Genomic DNA, 17,243 nt, shown 5'->3' on the forward strand with positions numbered 1-17,243 from the left:
GCGGATGCGCCGGCCTGACCATCTACGCCGTTCTCCGCGAACTGCAACGACTCCTCGTCGTCATGGCCGGCGCATGCCACATCTGCAAGCACCCCTTCAACAACACGAGTTAACAAAGCACTACTAGGAGCCCTCCGGTGAACCTCTCCCCGCGCCAGGACGCGCACGCCTTCCTCGCGGACTACCGCCGCGAGCATCCCGACGACGTCCTCGTCATCGACGAGCCGGTTTCCGCCGAGGAGGGCGTCACCGGGCTGATCTACGAGCTCATCGCGCGCGGCCGCGACGAGATGCTGGTGTGCAACAAGGTCGATGGCGTGGAGACGCCGGTGGTGAGCAACGTCTTCGCCTCGCGGCGGCGGATCTCCCGCATCCTCGGCGTCGAGCCCGCCGGACTGCACGAGGCGTACCAGTCGCGCGCCTCCCGGCCGCTGGCGCCGCGCGTCGTGGACTCCGGACCGGTCACCGGGATCGCATCGTCCGATGTGGACCTGTCGGCGGTGCCGATGCTCCGGCACTTCGCCTCCGACCGCGCGCCCTACATCACCAGCGGCATCGTGATCGCCGAGGACCCGGACACCGGGGTGGGCAACATGAGCTACCACCGGTCGATGGTGCACTCCCCCACCGAGCTCGCCACCAGCCTGCACTCCCGCGGCGACCTGTGGCGGCTGCTGGCCAAGTACGCCGCGCTCGGCAGGCCGATGCCGGTCGCGATGGTCATCGGCGGGCACCCGCTGTTCATGCTCGCCGCCTCGGCCCGCGTTCCGTCCGATGTGGACGAGCGCGCGGTGGCGGGCGGGCTGTTCGGCGAGCCGCTGGAGGTGGTGCGCACGCCCAGGCACGGCATCGGCGTCCCGGCGTGGGCGGACTTCGTGCTGGAAGGCACCATCGACCCGCAGCTGCACGCCGAAGAAGGCCCGTTCGGCGAGTTCTCCGGCTATTCCTCGCACCGCTCCACCAACAACGTGCTGCGCGTGGAGACCGTGCTGCGCCGCCGGGACGCGATGCTCATCGACGTCGAGGGCGGCAACACCGCCGATCACCTGAACCTGGCGCGCATCCCGCGCGAGTCCGAACTCGCCGAGAAGCTCAAGGACCGCTTCCCCGACGTCACCGCCGTGCACTACCCGACCTCGGGCACGCACTTCCACTGCTACGTCGCCCTGCGACCGTCGCGCCCCGGCCAGGCCCGGCAGGTGCTGCTCGGGCTGCTCGGCTGGGACCCGTACGTGAAGACGGCCGTCGCCGTGGACGCCGACGTGGACGTCACCTCCGACGCCGAAGTGCTCTGGGCGCTGGCCACGCACTTCCAACCGCACCGCGACGTGTTCGTGGTGGACGGACTTCCGGGATCGCCGCTGGATCCCTCGTCGGACCCCAGCGGCACCACCTCCCGGATGGGGCTGGACGCGACCCGCGGCCCCGACTTCGCCGGCGACCGCATCGTGGTCTCCGAATCCGCCCGCACCAACGCCCGCCGACTGCTGGGCACCACAGGAGGAGCGCAATGAGCAAGATTCCCGTGACCGTGCTGACCGGCTTCCTCGGCGCCGGGAAGACGACGCTGGTCAACCACATCCTCACCGCCGACCACGGGCACCGCATCGCGGTCATCGAGAACGAGTTCGGCGAGATCCCGATCGACGACGCACTGGTGCTGCGCTCCGACGAGCAGTTCTTCGAGCTCAGCAACGGGTGCTGCATCTGCTGCACGGCCCGCACCGATCTCGTCGAGACGCTGCGGAAGCTGGTGGAGCGCAAGGAGAAGATCGACCGGGTGCTGATCGAGACGACCGGCCTGGCCGATCCGAACCCGGTGGCGCAGACCTTCTACGTCGACGACGAGATCAGCGAGCACTTCGCGCTGGACGCGATCGTGACGCTGGTGGACGCCAAGCACATCGACCGGCACCTCGACGAGGCCGGGCCCGACGGCGTCGGCCACCAGGCCGTCGACCAGATCGCGTTCGCCGACCGGCTGGTGCTCAACAAGGTCGACCTGGTCGACGAGGCCGGCGTGGCGGCGCTGCGGGAGCGGCTGCGCGGCATCAACGCGACCGCCGAGATCATCACGTCCAGCTATTCGCGGGTCGACCTCGACGACATCCTCGGCGTCGGCGCGTTCAACCGCATCGTGCACCCGGCCTGGCTGGACGAGCAGGAGCACTTCCACGACCCGGCGGTGACCTCGGTCGGCGTGGAGCTGGCGGAGGACTTCGACGAGGCCGTCCTGCGCGCCTGGCTGTCCGAGCTGACGGCCGAGCACGGCGACGACCTGTACCGGCTCAAGGGCGTCGTCGCGGTCCGCGGCGACGCTCGGCGCCACGTCCTGCAGGGCATCCACCGGATCTTCGAGCTCCGCCCGGCCGATCCCTGGGGCCGGGATGCGCGAGGCAGCAAGGTCGTGTTCATCGGCCGCAACCTCGATCGCGAGCTGCTCACCGAGGGGCTTCGGGCCTGCACGGGCGTTCCGGCTGCACAGATCCCGTGAGTACTTTGTGCTGCTGTAGCGACAAAAAGTACGCACGGGTTCTCTAGCGGCGATCGAGGGTGTGCCGACACCTACCGAAGTGCCAGCGCACCGGGATTTTCCCGGTACGAAACGCAAAAACCGGGACCATAGTGCCGAAAACGCCGATCAGCACTGCGATTTCGCCCGTTGGGCGATAATCGAACTCGTGCGAGTGGCATTGACGAGTGGCATAGGCCCGGGACCGCAGCTGCCTGCTTCGGTCACCGAACAGGCGGGCGGGCGCAGCCCGCTGGAATCCGTGGTGTTGGTGGTGGCGCTCGCGCTGCTGACCGTCGGCGCGATCGTGGTCGTCAAGCGGCGGCGAATGCGCCGGATCGCCCTGATCGTCCCGGTTCTGCTCGCGGTGCTGACGTGCGCGGCGGGCGTCAACAGCTACGTCGGCTACGTGCGGTCGTTCGACGACTTCGGGCGGTTGCTGATGCTCGCCAGCGGCGGCAACGGCGACGCCGAACCGGCCGCGCCGGCGGAGCCGGATCCGGTGCCGGGCGGCGTGCGGGTCGCCGACGTCTCGCTGCCCGATCCCGGGCTCGGCGTCCCCACCGGCCGGACCAGGGTGCTGCTGCCGCCTGGCTACGACGATCCGGCGCACTCCGGCGAGCGGTATCCGGTGGTGTACCTCGTGCACGGCTATCCCAGCGGCGGCCCGGACGACTGGCTCGGTCCCGGTGGCGCGGTGCAGAGCCTGCAGGCGCTGGCGGACGCGCGGGCCGCGCGGCCGATGATCGTCGTGGCGGTGGACGCCACCGCGGGCACCGGCACCGACTGGGAATGCCTGAACGTGCCGGGCGGCCCGCAGCTGGAGTCCTACCTGACGACGACCGTGCCGCGGGAGATCGACGCCCGGTTCCGCACCCTGCCCGACCGGGGCGACCGGGCGATCGGCGGCATGAGCGGCGGCGCGTTCTGCGCGCTGAACCTGGGGCTGCGCAACCAGAACACCTACTCGGTGATCCTCGCGACCGAACCCTACGACGATCCCGGCACGACGCTGCTCGACGGCCATCCCGACCTGCTGCGGGCGAACACGCCGCGCGAGTACCTGCCGACGCTGCCGGTGACGCGGCCGCTCGCGGTGATGCTGCACGCCGGCGTCGTCGCGCACTCCGACGTCGACCTCGCCAACCGGCTCGGCGAGCAGCTCGCCGCGCGCGGCGCGACGGTCGCGGTGCGCGCCGAACCGGGCGAATGGCACACCTGGCGCACGGCCCGCATCGGCCTGCCCTACCTGCTGGCCTTCGCCGCCGAGAACTTCACCGCCGACCGGCGAAGTCCGTCCTGACCAGCGGGAAGGCCAGGGTTTCCCGGATCGAGCCGCCGGTGAGCAGCATGATCAGCCGGTCCACGCCCAGCCCCAGGCCGCCGGTGGGCGGCATCGCGTACTCGAGGGCGGCGAGGAAGTCCTCGTCGAGCTCCATCGCCTCCGGGTCGCCTCCCGCAGCGTGCAGCGACTGCTCGGTGAACCGGCGGCGCTGCTCGATCGGGTCGACCAGCTCGGAGTAGCCGGTGCCGAGCTCGGTGCCGAACGCGACCAGGTCCCAGCGCTCCGCCAGCCGCGGATCGTCCCGGTGCGGCCGGGTCAGCGGCGACACGTCGGCCGGGAAGTCGGTGTAGAAGGTGGGTTCGGCGGTGCGCGACTCCACCAGCCGCTCGTACATCTCCAGCAGCACCGCGCCGCGCTCCCAGTGCGCCTCGTACGGCACCGACGCCGCATCGCAGAGCTCCTGCAGGCGCAGCAGTCCGGTGTCGGCGGTGATCTCCTCGCCGAGCGCCGCCGACACCGCGTCGTTGACCGGCACGACCGGCCAGTCGTCGTCGAGGCCGAACTCGCCGTCCGGGCCGATCGCCGTGGGCGCCCCGCGCGCGGCGGTGGCGGCGGCGAGCACCAGGTCTCGGCACAGCTCGCGCATCGTCGTGTAGTCGCCGAAGGCCTGGTACGCCTCCAGCATCGTGAACTCGGGGTTGTGCTTGTGCGACACGCCTTCGTTGCGGAAGTTGCGGCCGATCTCGAACAGCCGCTCCACGCCGCCCACGCACAGCCGCTTCAGGTACAGCTCGGGCGCGATCCGCAGGTACAGGCGCATGTCGTAGGTGTTGCTGTGGGTGGTGAACGGCCGCGCGTTGGCACCGCCGTGCACCGGCTGCAGCATCGGGGTCTCGACTTCGAGGAAATCCGATCGCACCAGCGTTTCCCGCAGCGCGTGCACGGCGGCGCCACGGGCGCGCAGGGCGTCCCGGGCGCCCGGTCGCATGATCAGGTCCACGTGGCGCTACCGGACCCTCGGGGCGCAGGGCGGCGGCCAGCCGCTGCGCGCGCAGCAGCAGGAACAGCGCGGTGAACAGGGCGGCCGTGCCGAACAGGCCGAGGACGAAGTTGACCCAGCCGGGCGCGTGCCCGAAGCCGGTGACGTCGAAGTCGATCGCGCCGCCCAGCACCCGCTCGACGGTCCACGTCAGCCGCGCCTGCGCGCCCCGCAGCGAACCCGGGAACAGCGAGACCAGGACGTATCCGAGGCCCACGAACGCGGCGATGAGCAGCACGAACACCAGCGCCGCCTGGTAGCCGCTGCCGCGTTTGGCGCGGCCGTAGAACTCGCCGCGCGAAAGCCACAGCGGCACGAACGCCAGCGCCGAGACGACGATGTTGGTGCTGAAGATCCACACGTGGTCGATCGGCACGTGGTAGCGGGCGCCCAGCTCGTCCATCCACAGCGCCTCGATGTGGTCGCCCAGCACCACGAGCACCACGATGTCGCCGATCACCTGCAAGGCCAGGATGCCGACCAGGATCCACAGCGCGAGCCGCTTGCGCCGCTTCAGCGCGGTCGCCAGCACCGCCAGGAACGCGCCGTACGCGATGTTCGGCGGCGCCGGGAACAGCACGTTGTCGACGAACCTGCGCACCGGTTGCACGTTCCCGAAAAGCGCCAGGCCGACCGCAGAGCTCACGCACAGCACCGCCACCACGAGCACTGCGCCGGCGGTGATACTCGGCATCTTGCTGCGCCACCGGCGCCGCGCGGCCTCCTCCTGCTGGACCACCGTGCTCCTCCCCGGCCGTGGATCGGCGGCGCGGCCCGCTCGCCGACACCCAATCTACGACCGGCGGGGCACCGCGCGCCGCCGCCCCGACCGCACGTCGGTGGAATTCCGGTGATCTTGCTACCCATTTCGGCAATGTCCGCCCACAAAGGACCAAACCGCCGATTCGGATCCTCCGGTCAGTTCCCGGCTTCGGCGAGCAGGCCCGCCAGCTGTTCCGGCCGGTTCGCGCCGCCGTGCGAGAGCACCACGCCCGTCCCGGTGGTGACGACGGCGTACGGCGGGCCCGGAACGTTGTTGGCGTCGAACACGTCCGGCCCGGTCACCAGCGGCAGTGAAATGCCCTGGCGGTCCAGGTAGTCGCGGACCTCATCCGGTTCACCATTGCTCAGCAGCACCACCGGCAACTTCCGCGCGGCGGCGCCGAACTCCGGCAGCATCAGCCGGCAATGCCCGCAAAGCGGGGAGATGTAGGCGAAAAGGACGCGGTCGCCGCCGTCGGCGAAGGTCGCCACATCGGTTCCGATCTCAAGCACGGCACCCGGCGCCGGGCCATAGGACGGCGCCTTGAGCAAACCGGACAACCCGAACACCGCAGCCACCAGCACCGCCGCCAGCAGCGCGTGCACCGGCCCGACCGGGGCATCACCTGCGAGCCCGGCGAGCACGGCCAGCACGAACAGCACTGCAGTCCGGACCACCGAGCCCACGCCGATCTTCTCGGCCGCCCGGAAGCAGCCGCAGTCCACCCGCATCCCGCGCCGCAGCACGCTGATCATGCCGGTCAGGAACGCGCCGAACAGCCCGGCCGCAAGCACCGCGCCCCACACCCGCAGCGGCGGGACGACCAGCAGAACGGCGCTCAGCAGCTCGGCCGCGATCACCACGCGCGCCAGCACCGGGGCCATCCGGTCCGGGAAGATCCGGTATCCCTCGATGGACCGGGCGAACCCGCCGACGCTGCGCAACTTGCTGATCGCGGCGAACGCCAGCACGCCGCACACCGCCAGCGCCGCCGACCCGAACCAGTGCATCGAACCACCTCTTTCTTTGAAGCGGCGCAGCCGCTTAGCCCACCTACCTGGAACAGATCCCTTACGCCGAGCTGGGTTGTTCCGCGCGGTAGGCGGCGGCTTGGAGTTCGTAGAGCTGCGCGTAACGGCCGTTCACCGACATCAGCTCCGGGTGCGTGCCCTGCTCGACGACCTCCCCCCGGTCCAGCACGTAGATCCGGTCCGCGTAGCGCACGCTGGAGAGCCGGTGCGAGATCAGCACGACCGTGCGGCCCTCGGCGTGCTGGCGGATGCGTTCGAACAGCGCGTGCTCGGCGCGCGGGTCCAGCGCCGAGGTCGGCTCGTCGAAGATCATCAGGTCCGCGTCGCGGTAGAAGGCGCGGGCGATCGCGATCCGCTGCCACTGCCCGCCGGAGAGGTCGTGCCCGCCGTGGAACCGGCGGTCCAGCAAGGTGTCGTAGCCGTCGGCGAGCCGGGCGACGACCTCGTCCGCCCCGGCGGCGCGGGCCGCCTCGGCCAGCTTCTCCTCGTCGCGTTCCCGGCCCATCACGATGTTCTGCTCGGCGGTCAGCGGCCAGCGGGTGTGGTCCTGCGCGATGACCGAGATCCGCTCCCGCAGCACATCGCCGGCGATCCCGGTGATGTCCGCATCGTTCCAGCGGATCGCGCCGGAGTCCGGTGTGTACAGTCCGGCCAGCAGCTTGGCCAGCGTGGTCTTGCCGGAACCGTTCTCCCCCACCAGCGCGACGACCTCGCCGCGCTCGACCGCGACGCTCACCCCGGACAGCGCGGGCGAATCCGCGCCTGGGTACCCGAAATGCACGGAATGCGCCGCTATGCGCCGGAATTCGCCGGGTTCCGCCGAGGTGCGCGCCTGCGGCACCCGCCGCTCGGCCAGCTCGCAGAACTCCAGGTAGTCACCGAAGTAGAGCCCGGCCTCGTAGAGCTTGTTCACCGACTGCACCAGGCTCGTCAGCGACGACTGGCTGGCCCGGATCGCCAGCACGGCGGTGCCGACCACCGCCAGCGGGATGAGTCCGAACGCGAGCATCGCGCCCAGCACCGCGTACACCACGCCGAGCGCGACGCCGCCCATCAGGTCGCCGGACACCCTGGTGGTGGCCCGCTGCCAGGCGACGTCGAGCTCGATCCGCTGCTCGTAGTCGGCGATCCGGTCGTACTCGGCGAGCAGGAAGCGGCGCAGCGTGAAGGCCCGCACCTCGGCCGCGGGTGGCCGCTCGGCCATCAGGTCGGAGAGCATGAACTTGCGCCGCCGCGCGGTGGAGATACGGCGGAACGCGGCGTAGCGCATCCGCGCCGAACGCAGCGCCGCCCACCCGTCGGGCACCGCCGTGACCAGCAGCAGCGGCATCAGCGCAGGGTGCAGGAGGCCGAGCGTGATCGCGCCCGAGAGCACGCCGATCGCGCCGGTGAGGACGTTGACCGTCATCTCCACGACCGTCGCCGAGTCGGGCACGCCGTTGTCCCGCGCCCGCTGCATGGAGTTGTGGAACTCCTCGTCGTCGAACGCGGTCAGCTCCACCCGCGTGGTCAGCCGGAACAGCCGCGTCTCGGCCAGCCGCTCGACCTGCGGTTTCAGCCGCTCCTGCGCCCAGCTCGCCACTGCCATCAGCCCGGCGCGCAGCCCGGCGGCCCCGGCCACCAGCAGCAGCGCCGGGATCGCCGCGGTGACCCGCTGCGCGGTCGGGCCCGCGGCGAACAGCGACTCCAGCACGTCGTTGGTGGCCAGCAGGCCGAACGCCGTGAAGAACCCGGCGAGCACGTTCAGCGCGAGCGTCGCCGCCGTGTCGAGCCGGCTCGCCCGCCAGGCGACCGCGATCGCATTGCCCACCAAGCCGGGCAGCCGCCGCGCGATCGCGCCCAGCCCGGCGGACAGCATCTCCGAATCGTGCGCCTGCCAGTACGGCGCGACGAGATCAACCGGTTCGGGTGTTTCCCGCCGCCACCACTTCATCGGCGCCGACCGGCGCTCGAACAGCGTGCCGCACAACGACTTCGCCCCATCACGTTCGAGAAGTTAGACGAGCGGACACCGATCCGCAATCTTGTCGTTGTTACCCCGTTTGGCCCTAGGTATGCGAAGTGTCCTGTGCCAACAATTCTGGGGATTGCGCCGAAGGCGTCGGCACCGGCGGATCTCGACCTTTCATCCACGCCTGAAGTGAACCCGTTGGCGCACAACGACAATCCACCGTCGCGCCGGGAATCCTCAGAACGTCCCGCCAGATCGGCGGACGAGTTAGGAGCGAACATGTCCACCTTGCTGCTGGAGCCCCGCGACGCAGGAACCGTTGAAATCGAAGACATTTCGGTGGACTTCGAGATCGACCTCAAGGAGGTCCTGCACGGAGCGCAGGCGTGCGTGAACACCTGCAAGCGCACCGTGTGCAGCAGCTTCCCCTGCTGTCCGTCGATCATCTGACGACTGACCGAGAGCAATTCCGGGGGGGCGGTTTCCGTCAACTGCGGGAAAAACGGTAATTCGGCGATTCGCCGAAATCCGGCAGCCGCGAAAGGAGTCAGGCAGATGCCGACACTCGGACTGGAACCCCGGGACGCCGGAATCATCGAAATCGAGGGGATCTCGGTCGCCTTCGAAGGCGACATGAAGGTTCTGCACGGCGCACAGGGATGCGCGGACACCTGCAAGCGCACGGTGTGCACCTTGTGGCCCTGCTGCCAGACGCTCGTCTGAGCCTCGGTGATCAGGCGGCGGGAGGACCTCCGGGGCCTCCCGCCGTCGCGCAAATCGGATTCGACCAGGGAGCGGCACAGCATGGAGACGACGGCGACCGATTCGGACACCACCGTGCGGGATCGGCTGGCGGAGGCGGCGGAGCGCGACGGCCGGGAGGTGGCCGTCGACGAAACCTGGGTGAGCGTGCGGAAACCCGGTATCGCGGTGCCGGACCAGGGCTGGAAGCTGCACATCTCCGCGCGCCCGGGCACGCTCGCCGAGACGCTCGACCGGGCGCTGCCGCTGCTGCTGGCCTGGGACTGCGACTTCAAGGTCGCGCGCTCCCGGCGGGTGCTGCACGAGCTCAACTCCGGCGACGCCGACCCGGCGACGGTCGGCAAGGCGATGACGGTCTACCCGCCACAGGACACCGTGGTGCGGCTGGGAAACCTGCTGGCCGAAGCGCTCGCCGGGATGACCGGCCCGCGGATCACCAGCGACCGGCGCGTCCGGCCGGATGCGCCGGTGTACTACCGCTTCGCGCCGTTCCGGCCGCAGTACCGCGTCGACGAGAACGGCGACTTCGAACTCGTGGTGCTCGGCCCGGACGGCGAGGTGGAGCCGGGCGCCGCGGGCGCCGAGTTCAGCTGCCCGCCGTGGGCGAGCGACCCGTTCCGACCGGAGCCGGGCCCCGAACCGGAACCGGCCGCGCAGCCGACGACCGCGCGGCCCAGCGTGCTCGGCGGGCGGTACCGGCTCACTTCGGGCGTCCTGCGCGGGCCGCGCGGAAATGTCTACCGCGCCGTGGATCCCGACGGCCGCGCGGTGGTGGTCAAGGAAGCCCGCGCCTACGTCGGGGAGAACATCAACGGCATCGACCTGCGCATGCAGCTGCGCAACGAGCGGCGCATCCTGCAAGCCCTGGACGGGGTGGACGGCGTGCCCGGGCTGCTCGACCACTTCCGGCACGGCGAGGACGAATACCTTGTCATCACCGACGCCGGCACCCTCGACCTGAACCGGTACGTCGGCGAGCGGACCCGGTTCTTCGACGACGCCACCAGCGCAGACCGCGACCTGGGCGTGCTCGCCGCGCGGCTGGCCGAGATCCTCGCCGCCGTGCACGAGCGGGGCGTGGTGATCCGGGACCTGTCGCCGAAGAACGTGGTGCTCAACGACGACGGCCGCTGCACGCTCATCGACTTCGGCAACAGCTACTACGACGGGTTCCAGCTGCACGGCTGGACCCGCGGCTACAGCGTGCCGGACCAGCACACCGACCGGCAGTCCGAACCGGCGGACGACTACTTCTCCCTGGGCGCCACCCTGTTCTTCGCCGCCACCGGCATCAACCCGATCGGCGTCGGCCAAGACCCGGCCCGGAACCTCGAACGCTCGCTGCTGTGCCTGGAACGCCTGTACCCGAACGCGACCGGGGTGCGCGCCCTGCTGCCCGGGCTGATCAGCCTCGATCCGGCCGAGCGCACGGCGACCTTCGCCGACCTCCGCGCCGGTCGCCGCGCCCGGCGCGGTTCCCGCCCCGTGGCGCCGGAACTCACCGCGGAGCTGCTCGAATCGGTGCTGGAGCACACGATCCAGGAATGCATCGGCGCGGCGGAGCGGATGGCGGCGTCGCCGACCGACGTCGGCCGCTCGGAACCGCCGAAGACGAACGCTACAGCGGTTCCGCAGGCCTCGGCCTGGAGCTGCTGCACCACCCGCGGGGCGTGGCCGCCGGGCTGGAGCTGGCGCGCTGGACGATCACCGCGACGCCACCGGCGAAGCTGCCGGCCGCGATGTACTTCGGCCGCACGGGAACGGAGATCTTCCTGTCGACCGCCCGCCGGGCGGCACCGGACCTGCCGGTGTCCAAACCGATCGAGCTCGCCGCCGACGAGCGCGGCGACTACATCCACGGCGTCGCCGGGATCGGCGCGGGCCACCTGGTCCTGCACGCCCTGGAACCGGACGCCGGGCACCTGGCGCAGGTCGACGAATGCGCGCGGCGGCTGCTCAGCGGCGAGACGCGCGCCACCGAGGACGCGGTCCCGGCCGCGGCGGACACCGGTGTCGCCCTGGAAGCCGGATTCGCCCACGGCAGCGCGGGAATCGCGCAGTTCCTCCTCGCCTACCACCAGCACACCGGCCACCCGGCGGCAGAAGCCGAGGCGGCGCGGCGGTTCGCCTCGCTCGCGGACGAGGTGTCGGGGCTGATCGAGGTCCTGCGGCGCCCTCCGGCGCGGCCGATGGCGGCGTCGTGGTGCCAGGGCATGTCGGGCGTCGTCTCGGCGCTCGTGTCGGCGGCGCAGCACTGGGACGACGACCGGTACTGGGCGCTGGCGAAGGACGGCGCCCGGGCCTGCCTCGGCCTGGCGCCGCAAGCGTGGGTGGTGTCGCAGTGCTGCGGCCTGGCCGGGATCGGCGAGGCGATGATCGACCTGGCGGTCGCCACCGAGGACGAGGAATTCTGGTTGGGAGCACGAGAAATCGCGGTGCACATGCTGGCCCGCAGCGGCGGTGACTTCACCAAGCCCGACTTCCCGGACAACTCCCTGGAGGCGGCCAGCGCCCCGTGGTCGACCGGCACGTCGGGAGTCCTGTCGTTCCTGCGCCGCCTGCACCACCGCGAAGGCGCCCGGTTGTGGACCACGGCCTGGACCCCACCGGTGTGACCGGCCTCAGCTCCGTCCTGATCCCGATGATGTTGGAGTGAACGGCCTGTTCGCCTAGCTAGATGAGGCAAACAGGCCGTTCACTCCACTCCGGCAAACCTTCCGGAAGCGTCAGCCGTCGATCGCGGCGAGGCGCTGCCTGCGGTGCGCGGCCATCCTGACCGGTGCGTTGGGGACGCCGTATCCGGCGTAGCCTCCGATCCGCTGTACGAGCTCGAAGAAGATCCGCGAGCCGAACAGTTCCGTGAACAGGTGCAGGTATTCGCCGTTCTCGTCCCGGTCGTAGAGCACCGAGTTCGCTCGCAGCTCGGCCAGCAGTCGCGGGTCCAGCTCCAGGCGCGCGTCGAGGTCGTCGTAGTAGTTGTCCGGGATCCGCAGCACCGGTGCTCCCCGCTCGCGCAGGGTGCGCGCCGCGGCCAGCACGTCTTCGCAGGTGAAGGCGATGTGCTGCGGATCCCGGACCGCCGGCGCCCACTCCCCGCGGCGCACCAGGGTGCCGGTCAACGCGATTCGCACCGTGCCGGACGGGTCGAGCACCGCCCGGCTGCGCACCATCCCGAACGGCGCCGCGTACTCCACGACCGGCTCCGGCTCCAGCCCGAGCACCGAGCGGTAGAACAGCGTCGCCTCGTCGAAGTGGTCGAACGGCTGCGTCAGCGCGACGTGGTCGATGCCGGTGAGGCCGATCGCGGGCGATGCGGGGTTCCAATTTTGCCTAAAATTGGAACCCACCGAACCCGCGTCGGGGAAGTCCGACAGCCAGCTTTCGGTGTCGCAGAAGAACACCTCAGTGCCGTCCGGCGCCGCCACCGACGCCAGGTTGGCCTCCTCCGGCCCTCGGGAACGCGGCAGGATCGGCGCACCCATCGCGTCCGCCCGCTCCGCGGACCGGCCGGGGTCCGCGCTTTCCGCCGCCAGTGCACCGATCGCCGCGGAGTCCGATGTGGACGACGAGGCGTTCAGCAGCACCCGGGCGCCGCCCTGCTCCCACAGCTGCACCGGCTTGCTGCGGTGCTTCCCGGTGAGCGAGAAGCCGAGCGCCGTGAGCGCGTCGGCGAGCCGCGACGAGGCGATCTCGTCGACGGCGAGTTCCGCGAAGGCGCAGCCGCCGAGCTCCGGTGCCGGCGCGGCGACCGGCATCCCGAGCTGCTCCTCCAGCAGCCGCAGCGACCGCATCGCGTCCACCGCCGCCGGCACCGGGTCGGCCTGCCGGAAGACGTCGTTGAACACCTCCAGCGACAGCGGCCCCGCGTAGCCTGTGGACAGCACGTTGCCGACGAAGGTCGGCAGGTCGAACGAACCCTGTCCCGGGAACAGCCGGTGGTGCCGGCTCCACTGCAGCACGTCCATGTCCAGCCGCGGCGCGTCGGCCAACTGCAGGAAGAACAGCTTCTCGCCGGGGATGGTGCAGATCAGCGCCGGATCGCTGCCCCGCGACAGCACGTGGAAGCTGTCCAGGCACAACCCGAGCGCCGGGTGGTCGGCGCGGCGCACGATCCGCCAGGAGTGGTCGTAGGTGTTGACGAACCGGCCCCACGCCAGTGCCTCGTAGGCGACGCGCATGCCTCGCGCGGCGGCGCGTTCGGCAAGCAGGCGCAGTTGTTCGGCGGCCAGTTCGTCGTCGTCGACCGCGCCCGGCGAGACCGTCGAGCACACCAGCACCAGATCGGCGCCGAGCTGCTCCATCACGTCGAACTTGCGCTCGGCACGCCGCAGGTTGGCCCGCAGCACGTCCGGCGGGACCGCCTCGAAATCCCGGAACGGCTGGTAGAGATCGACGGTCAGCCCGAGGTCGGCGCAGCGCCGCCGGATCTCGGCGGGCGAGGCGGCGGAGGTGATCAGGTCGTTCTCGAAGATCTCGACGCCATCGAACCCGGCAGCCGCAGCGGCGGCCAGCTTGTCCTCCAGGGTGCCGGACAGGCAGACGGTGGCGATCACCCTGCGGGCATCAGCGGTGGACATGCACACCTCCGGCGAGTTCGGCGAAGTGGCGGAGCATCCGCGCGGCGTCCGGCTCGACGCCGGTGAACAGGCGGAACGAGTCGACGGCCTGGAACACGGCCATGCCCCCACCGTCGAGGACCCGGCAGCCGTTCGCCCGCGCGGCGAGCACGAGTTCGGTCTCCAGCGGCCGGTAGACGACGTCGGCCACCCACAGCCCGGGGCGCAGCAGCTCGGCGGGCACCGGCAGGCCGGGGTGCGCGGCCATCCCGGTCGGCGTGGCGTGCACGAAGCCGTCCGCCCAGGCCAGCGCCTCGGCGGCGGACCCTGGAGGGGCGGCTTCCGCGCGGTCGGCGCCGAAACGCGCACACAGCGACTCGGCCAGCGCCTCGCCGCGCCGCGGGTCGACGTCGAGCACGCGGAGCACTCCGGTGCCCAAGGTCAGCATCGCGTGCGCCACCGCAGCACCGGCACCGCCGGCGCCGAGGAGCACGACGCGATCCACCGGGGCGTCCGGCAGGCCGCGGCTGAAGCTGCGGGCGAAGCCGGACCAGTCGGTGTTGTGGCCGATGGCGCGACCGCCGGTGAAGACGACCGTGTTGACGGCGCCCAGCTCGACGGCGTCCGGCGAGAGCTCGTCGAGGTGCTCGATCACCGCCTGCTTGCCCGGGTGCGTGATGTTGAGACCGTCGTAGCCGGCGGTGCGGGCGGCGGCCAGCAGCTCCCCGATCGCCGACACCGGCCTGCCCAGCACGTCCAGGTCCCATCGGCGGTAGAGGTAGCGGAGTCCGAGCTCGTCGGCCTCGCGCTCGTGCAGCGGCGGGCTCAGCGACGGGCCGATGCCCGATCCGATGAGCCCGACGAGGTAGCCGTCCTGGTTGCGCACCTGAGCCCCTCCTAATTAACGAACTAGCTAGTTAATAGTAGGTCGGAAGCCCCGATCCGGGAAGGGCCGCTGCACTACAGTGGGCGTCCAGCCCGAACCGCGAGGGAGCACCGTGGCAACACCGACGTCCGACACCAGGGAGATCCGGCACCGCGATGCCGAACGGACGCGCGCGGAGATCCTCGAGGTGGCCACCGCGGAATTCGCCGACAAGGGCTACGCTGGCGCCCGCGTGGACGAGATCGCCGCCCGCACCAGCACCACCAAGCGGATGATCTACTACTACTTCGGCGGCAAGGAGCAGCTCTACCTCGCCGCGCTGGAGAACGCGTACTCCGTGATCCGCGGCATCGAGCGCGAGGTCGACGTCGACGACCTGGACCCGATCGAGGCGATCCGGCGGCTCGCCGAGCTGACCTTCGACCACCACGAGTCGCACCCGGACTTCCTCCGCCTGGTCAGCATCGAGAACATCCACCGCGCCGAGCACCTGGCCAAGTCCGAGCTGCTGCCCGGCCTGGCCACCCCGGCGGTGGACGTGCTGGGCCGCATCCTGGAGCGCGGCCAGGCGGCCGGGCAGTTCCGCGCGGACGCCGACGCCCTGGACGTGCACATGGTGATCAGCTCGTTCTGCGTCTTCCGCACCGCGAACCGCTACACGTTCCAGGCGATCTTCAAGCGCGACATGCTCGACCCGGCCCGCCGCGACCACTACCGCAGGATGCTCGGCGACCTGGTGCTCGACTACCTCACCGCGCGCTGATCTCCAGCGCAGACACACACTCGAAACACACCCTTGACAGGTGATGCGCCGCACCTTCACTCTTTGGGACTAACTAGATGGTTCATAAGTCGCCGGTCTGAGCAACGGTGCACGGATCCTTGGAGTTACAAGTGACGGACCACTCCACCGCCACGCAGGGCAAACCGCGCAAGGCCGCCGTCGCCGCGTGGATCGGCAGCGCCCTGGAGTACTACGACTTCTTCATCTACGGCACCGCGGCCGCGCTGGTCTTCAACAAGATCTTCTTCCCGGCCTCCTCCCCCGCGACCGGCACGCTGCTCGCGCTCGCCACCTTCGGTGTCGGCTACCTCGCCAGGCCGGTCGGCGCCTTCGTGCTGGGCCACATCGGCGACGTCTTCGGCCGCAAGCGGGTACTGGTCTCCACGGTGCTGCTGATGGGCGTGTCGACGGTGCTGGTCGGCTGCCTGCCGACGTACCACCAGATCGGCGTGGCCGCGCCGGCCCTGCTGGTGACGCTGCGCCTGATGCAGGGCTTCTCGGCGGCCGGCGAACAGGCGGGCGCGAACTCGATGACGCTGGAGCACGCGCCGCCGGACCGGCGCGCGTACTACACCAGCTTCACCCTCAGCGGCACCCAAGCCGGGCAGATCCTGGCGACCGCGGTCTTCCTACCGGTGGCGGCGCTGCCCGAACAACACCTGCTGACCTGGGGCTGGCGACTGCCGTTCTGGCTCAGCGCCGCAGTGGTCGTCGCCGGCCTGCTGATCCGCCGCAAGCTCGACGAAACCCCCGTCTTCGAACACGAAGTGGCCGCGGGCGAGACGAAGCGGGCCAAGACGCCGCTCGTCCCGCTGTTCCGCGACCATTGGGCCAGCGTGCTGCGCGTCGTGGTCGCCTCGGTGATCGCCGCGGTGAGCACCATCTTCACCGTCTACGCGCTCAGCTACGCGGTGAACACCGTCGGCCTGGCGAAGGCGCCGATCCTGTGGGTCGGCGTGCTGGCCAACATCGCGGCGCTGTTCGCCATCCCGCTGTGGGCGAAGCTGGCGGACCGGATCGGGCGCAAGCCGGTGTTCATCGGCGGCTCCCTGGGATGCGCCGCGCTGATGGCGGCGTACCTGTGGTCGCTGTCGCTCGGCGACTACGCGCTGATCTTCACCACCGGGATCCTGATGTTCGGCGTGGTCTACAGCGCCACCAACGGGATCTGGCCCGCTTTCTACGGGGAGATGTTCCCGGCGCGGGTGCGGCTTTCCGGCATGGCGATCGGCACGCAGATCGGGTTCGCCCTGGCCGGGTTCGCGCCCAGCATCGCCGAAGCCATCGGCGGCGGCCGGGACGGGTGGGTGAACGTGGCGCTGTTCACCGCCGGTCTTTGCGTGCTGAACGCCATTGCCGTCGCCACCGGGCGGGAGACCTATCGGGTTCCCACCGAGGATTTGGGGTTAGATGCTGGGCGTTCGGCTTCTTTTGGGGTTGGGGCTGGGGCTGGGTCTCGGGCTGTTTGAGGTTTGGCTTGGGCAGGCTCTTGGGGTTGTTTCCCGGGGGCCTGTTCTTTTTTGGGTTGAGGTGGGGTTGGGACTTTTAGAGTTCCTAACAGAATGATCACTTGTAGTGACTGGCATTCCCTGATGGTTGATCATGATCGTGTGAAGAAGGGTGAGCAGCCGCCATGGATCGTGTCCGACGAGCTGTGGGAGCGAATCGAGCCGT

The 17,243-nt window shown here is 70.5% G+C and carries 12 protein-coding genes and 3 pseudogenes; 9 read left to right on the plus strand and 6 right to left on the minus strand.

The features are described 5' to 3' along the window. Nucleotides 1-137: 137 nt before the first annotated feature. From E1288_RS43580 to E1288_RS43590, 3 genes are all read left to right on the plus strand, one after another. Entirely contained in the window at nucleotides 138-1,514 is a 1,377-nt protein-coding gene (locus E1288_RS43580) for a UbiD family decarboxylase (RefSeq protein ID WP_132494851.1), read from the plus strand. Beyond that, the gene (locus E1288_RS43585; RefSeq protein WP_132494853.1) at nucleotides 1,511-2,494 is read left to right on the plus strand and encodes a CobW family GTP-binding protein; all 984 of its coding nucleotides are present in this window, start codon (nucleotides 1,511-1,513) and stop codon (nucleotides 2,492-2,494) included. Before E1288_RS43580 ends, E1288_RS43585 begins: the two co-directional genes overlap by 4 nt. Before the next feature lie 193 nt (nucleotides 2,495-2,687). Then, entirely contained in the window at nucleotides 2,688-3,815 is a 1,128-nt protein-coding gene (locus tag E1288_RS43590) for an alpha/beta hydrolase (protein WP_235884226.1), read from the plus strand. Here the strand turns inward: E1288_RS43590 and E1288_RS50210 are convergent. The 4 genes and pseudogenes from E1288_RS50210 to E1288_RS43605 all read right to left on the minus strand — a co-directional run. Beyond that, a pseudogene (locus tag E1288_RS50210) lies at nucleotides 3,787-4,803 on the minus strand (amino acid--tRNA ligase-related protein); the annotation flags it as partial. The gene E1288_RS43590 and the pseudogene E1288_RS50210 sit on opposite strands and share 29 nt — an antisense overlap. Before the next feature lie 109 nt (nucleotides 4,804-4,912). After that, a pseudogene (gene lysS / locus E1288_RS50215) lies at nucleotides 4,913-5,530 on the minus strand (bifunctional lysylphosphatidylglycerol synthetase/lysine--tRNA ligase LysX); the annotation flags it as partial. Nucleotides 5,531-5,754: 224 nt separating this feature from the next. Then, entirely contained in the window at nucleotides 5,755-6,609 is an 855-nt protein-coding gene (locus E1288_RS43600) for a MauE/DoxX family redox-associated membrane protein (protein WP_132494855.1), read from the minus strand. Between the two features lie 61 nt (nucleotides 6,610-6,670). Next, complete coding sequence (locus tag E1288_RS43605) at nucleotides 6,671-8,599, minus strand: ABC transporter ATP-binding protein (RefSeq protein WP_235884227.1); 1,929 nt, start codon at nucleotides 8,597-8,599, stop codon at nucleotides 6,671-6,673. Nucleotides 8,600-8,860: 261 nt separating this feature from the next. Here E1288_RS43605 and E1288_RS47655 point away from each other — a divergent pair, with 261 nt between their 5' ends. From E1288_RS47655 to E1288_RS49480, 4 genes and pseudogenes are all read left to right on the plus strand, one after another. Further along, entirely contained in the window at nucleotides 8,861-9,031 is a 171-nt protein-coding gene (locus E1288_RS47655) for a hypothetical protein (RefSeq protein ID WP_165968588.1), read from the plus strand. A gap of 105 nt (nucleotides 9,032-9,136) precedes the next feature. Then, on the plus strand, nucleotides 9,137-9,304 hold the full coding sequence (locus E1288_RS47660; RefSeq protein WP_165968589.1) for a hypothetical protein: 168 nt from the start codon (nucleotides 9,137-9,139) through the stop codon (nucleotides 9,302-9,304). Between the two features lie 81 nt (nucleotides 9,305-9,385). Further along, nucleotides 9,386-10,597: pseudogene (locus E1288_RS49475) on the plus strand (class III lanthionine synthetase LanKC N-terminal domain-containing protein); the annotation flags it as partial. Between the two features lie 485 nt (nucleotides 10,598-11,082). Beyond that, nucleotides 11,083-11,958 (plus strand): lanthionine synthetase C family protein, encoded by an 876-nt coding sequence (locus tag E1288_RS49480; protein WP_235884228.1) that lies wholly within the window; start codon nucleotides 11,083-11,085, stop codon nucleotides 11,956-11,958. Between the two features lie 111 nt (nucleotides 11,959-12,069). Here E1288_RS49480 and E1288_RS43615 read toward each other — a convergent pair whose 3' ends face one another. Both E1288_RS43615 and E1288_RS43620 read right to left on the minus strand, forming a co-directional pair. Next, nucleotides 12,070-13,920, minus strand: coding sequence for a bifunctional sugar phosphate isomerase/epimerase/4-hydroxyphenylpyruvate dioxygenase family protein (locus E1288_RS43615; protein WP_132494857.1), 1,851 nt, complete (start codon nucleotides 13,918-13,920; stop codon nucleotides 12,070-12,072). After that, nucleotides 13,907-14,785 (minus strand): shikimate dehydrogenase, encoded by an 879-nt coding sequence (locus E1288_RS43620; RefSeq protein WP_132494859.1) that lies wholly within the window; start codon nucleotides 14,783-14,785, stop codon nucleotides 13,907-13,909. Before E1288_RS43620 ends, E1288_RS43615 begins: the two co-directional genes overlap by 14 nt. 112 nt (nucleotides 14,786-14,897) lie before the next feature. Here E1288_RS43620 and E1288_RS43625 point away from each other — a divergent pair, with 112 nt between their 5' ends. After that, nucleotides 14,898-15,548 (plus strand): TetR/AcrR family transcriptional regulator, encoded by a 651-nt coding sequence (locus E1288_RS43625; protein ID WP_132494861.1) that lies wholly within the window; start codon nucleotides 14,898-14,900, stop codon nucleotides 15,546-15,548. A 131-nt stretch (nucleotides 15,549-15,679) separates the two neighbouring features. Continuing rightward, on the plus strand, nucleotides 15,680-17,038 hold the full coding sequence (locus E1288_RS43630) for an MFS transporter (RefSeq protein ID WP_132494863.1): 1,359 nt from the start codon (nucleotides 15,680-15,682) through the stop codon (nucleotides 17,036-17,038). Nucleotides 17,039-17,243 lie beyond the last annotated feature (205 nt).

The sequence above is a fragment of the Saccharopolyspora elongata genome (assembly GCF_004348985.1).
Lineage (GTDB): Bacteria > Actinomycetota > Actinomycetes > Mycobacteriales > Pseudonocardiaceae > Saccharopolyspora > Saccharopolyspora elongata.

Coding starts and splice junctions, on each gene's coding strand:
- E1288_RS43585 (WP_132494853.1), top strand. CDS start 1,511: ATGAGCAAGATTCCCGTGACCGTGCTGACCGGCTTCCTCGGCGCCGGG.
- E1288_RS43600 (WP_132494855.1), bottom strand. CDS start 6,609: ATGCACTGGTTCGGGTCGGCGGCGCTGGCGGTGTGCGGCGTGCTGGCG.
- E1288_RS47655 (WP_165968588.1), top strand. CDS start 8,861: ATGTCCACCTTGCTGCTGGAGCCCCGCGACGCAGGAACCGTTGAAATC.
- E1288_RS47660 (WP_165968589.1), top strand. CDS start 9,137: ATGCCGACACTCGGACTGGAACCCCGGGACGCCGGAATCATCGAAATC.
- E1288_RS49480 (WP_235884228.1), top strand. CDS start 11,083: ATGTACTTCGGCCGCACGGGAACGGAGATCTTCCTGTCGACCGCCCGC.
- E1288_RS43615 (WP_132494857.1), bottom strand. CDS start 13,920: ATGTCCACCGCTGATGCCCGCAGGGTGATCGCCACCGTCTGCCTGTCC.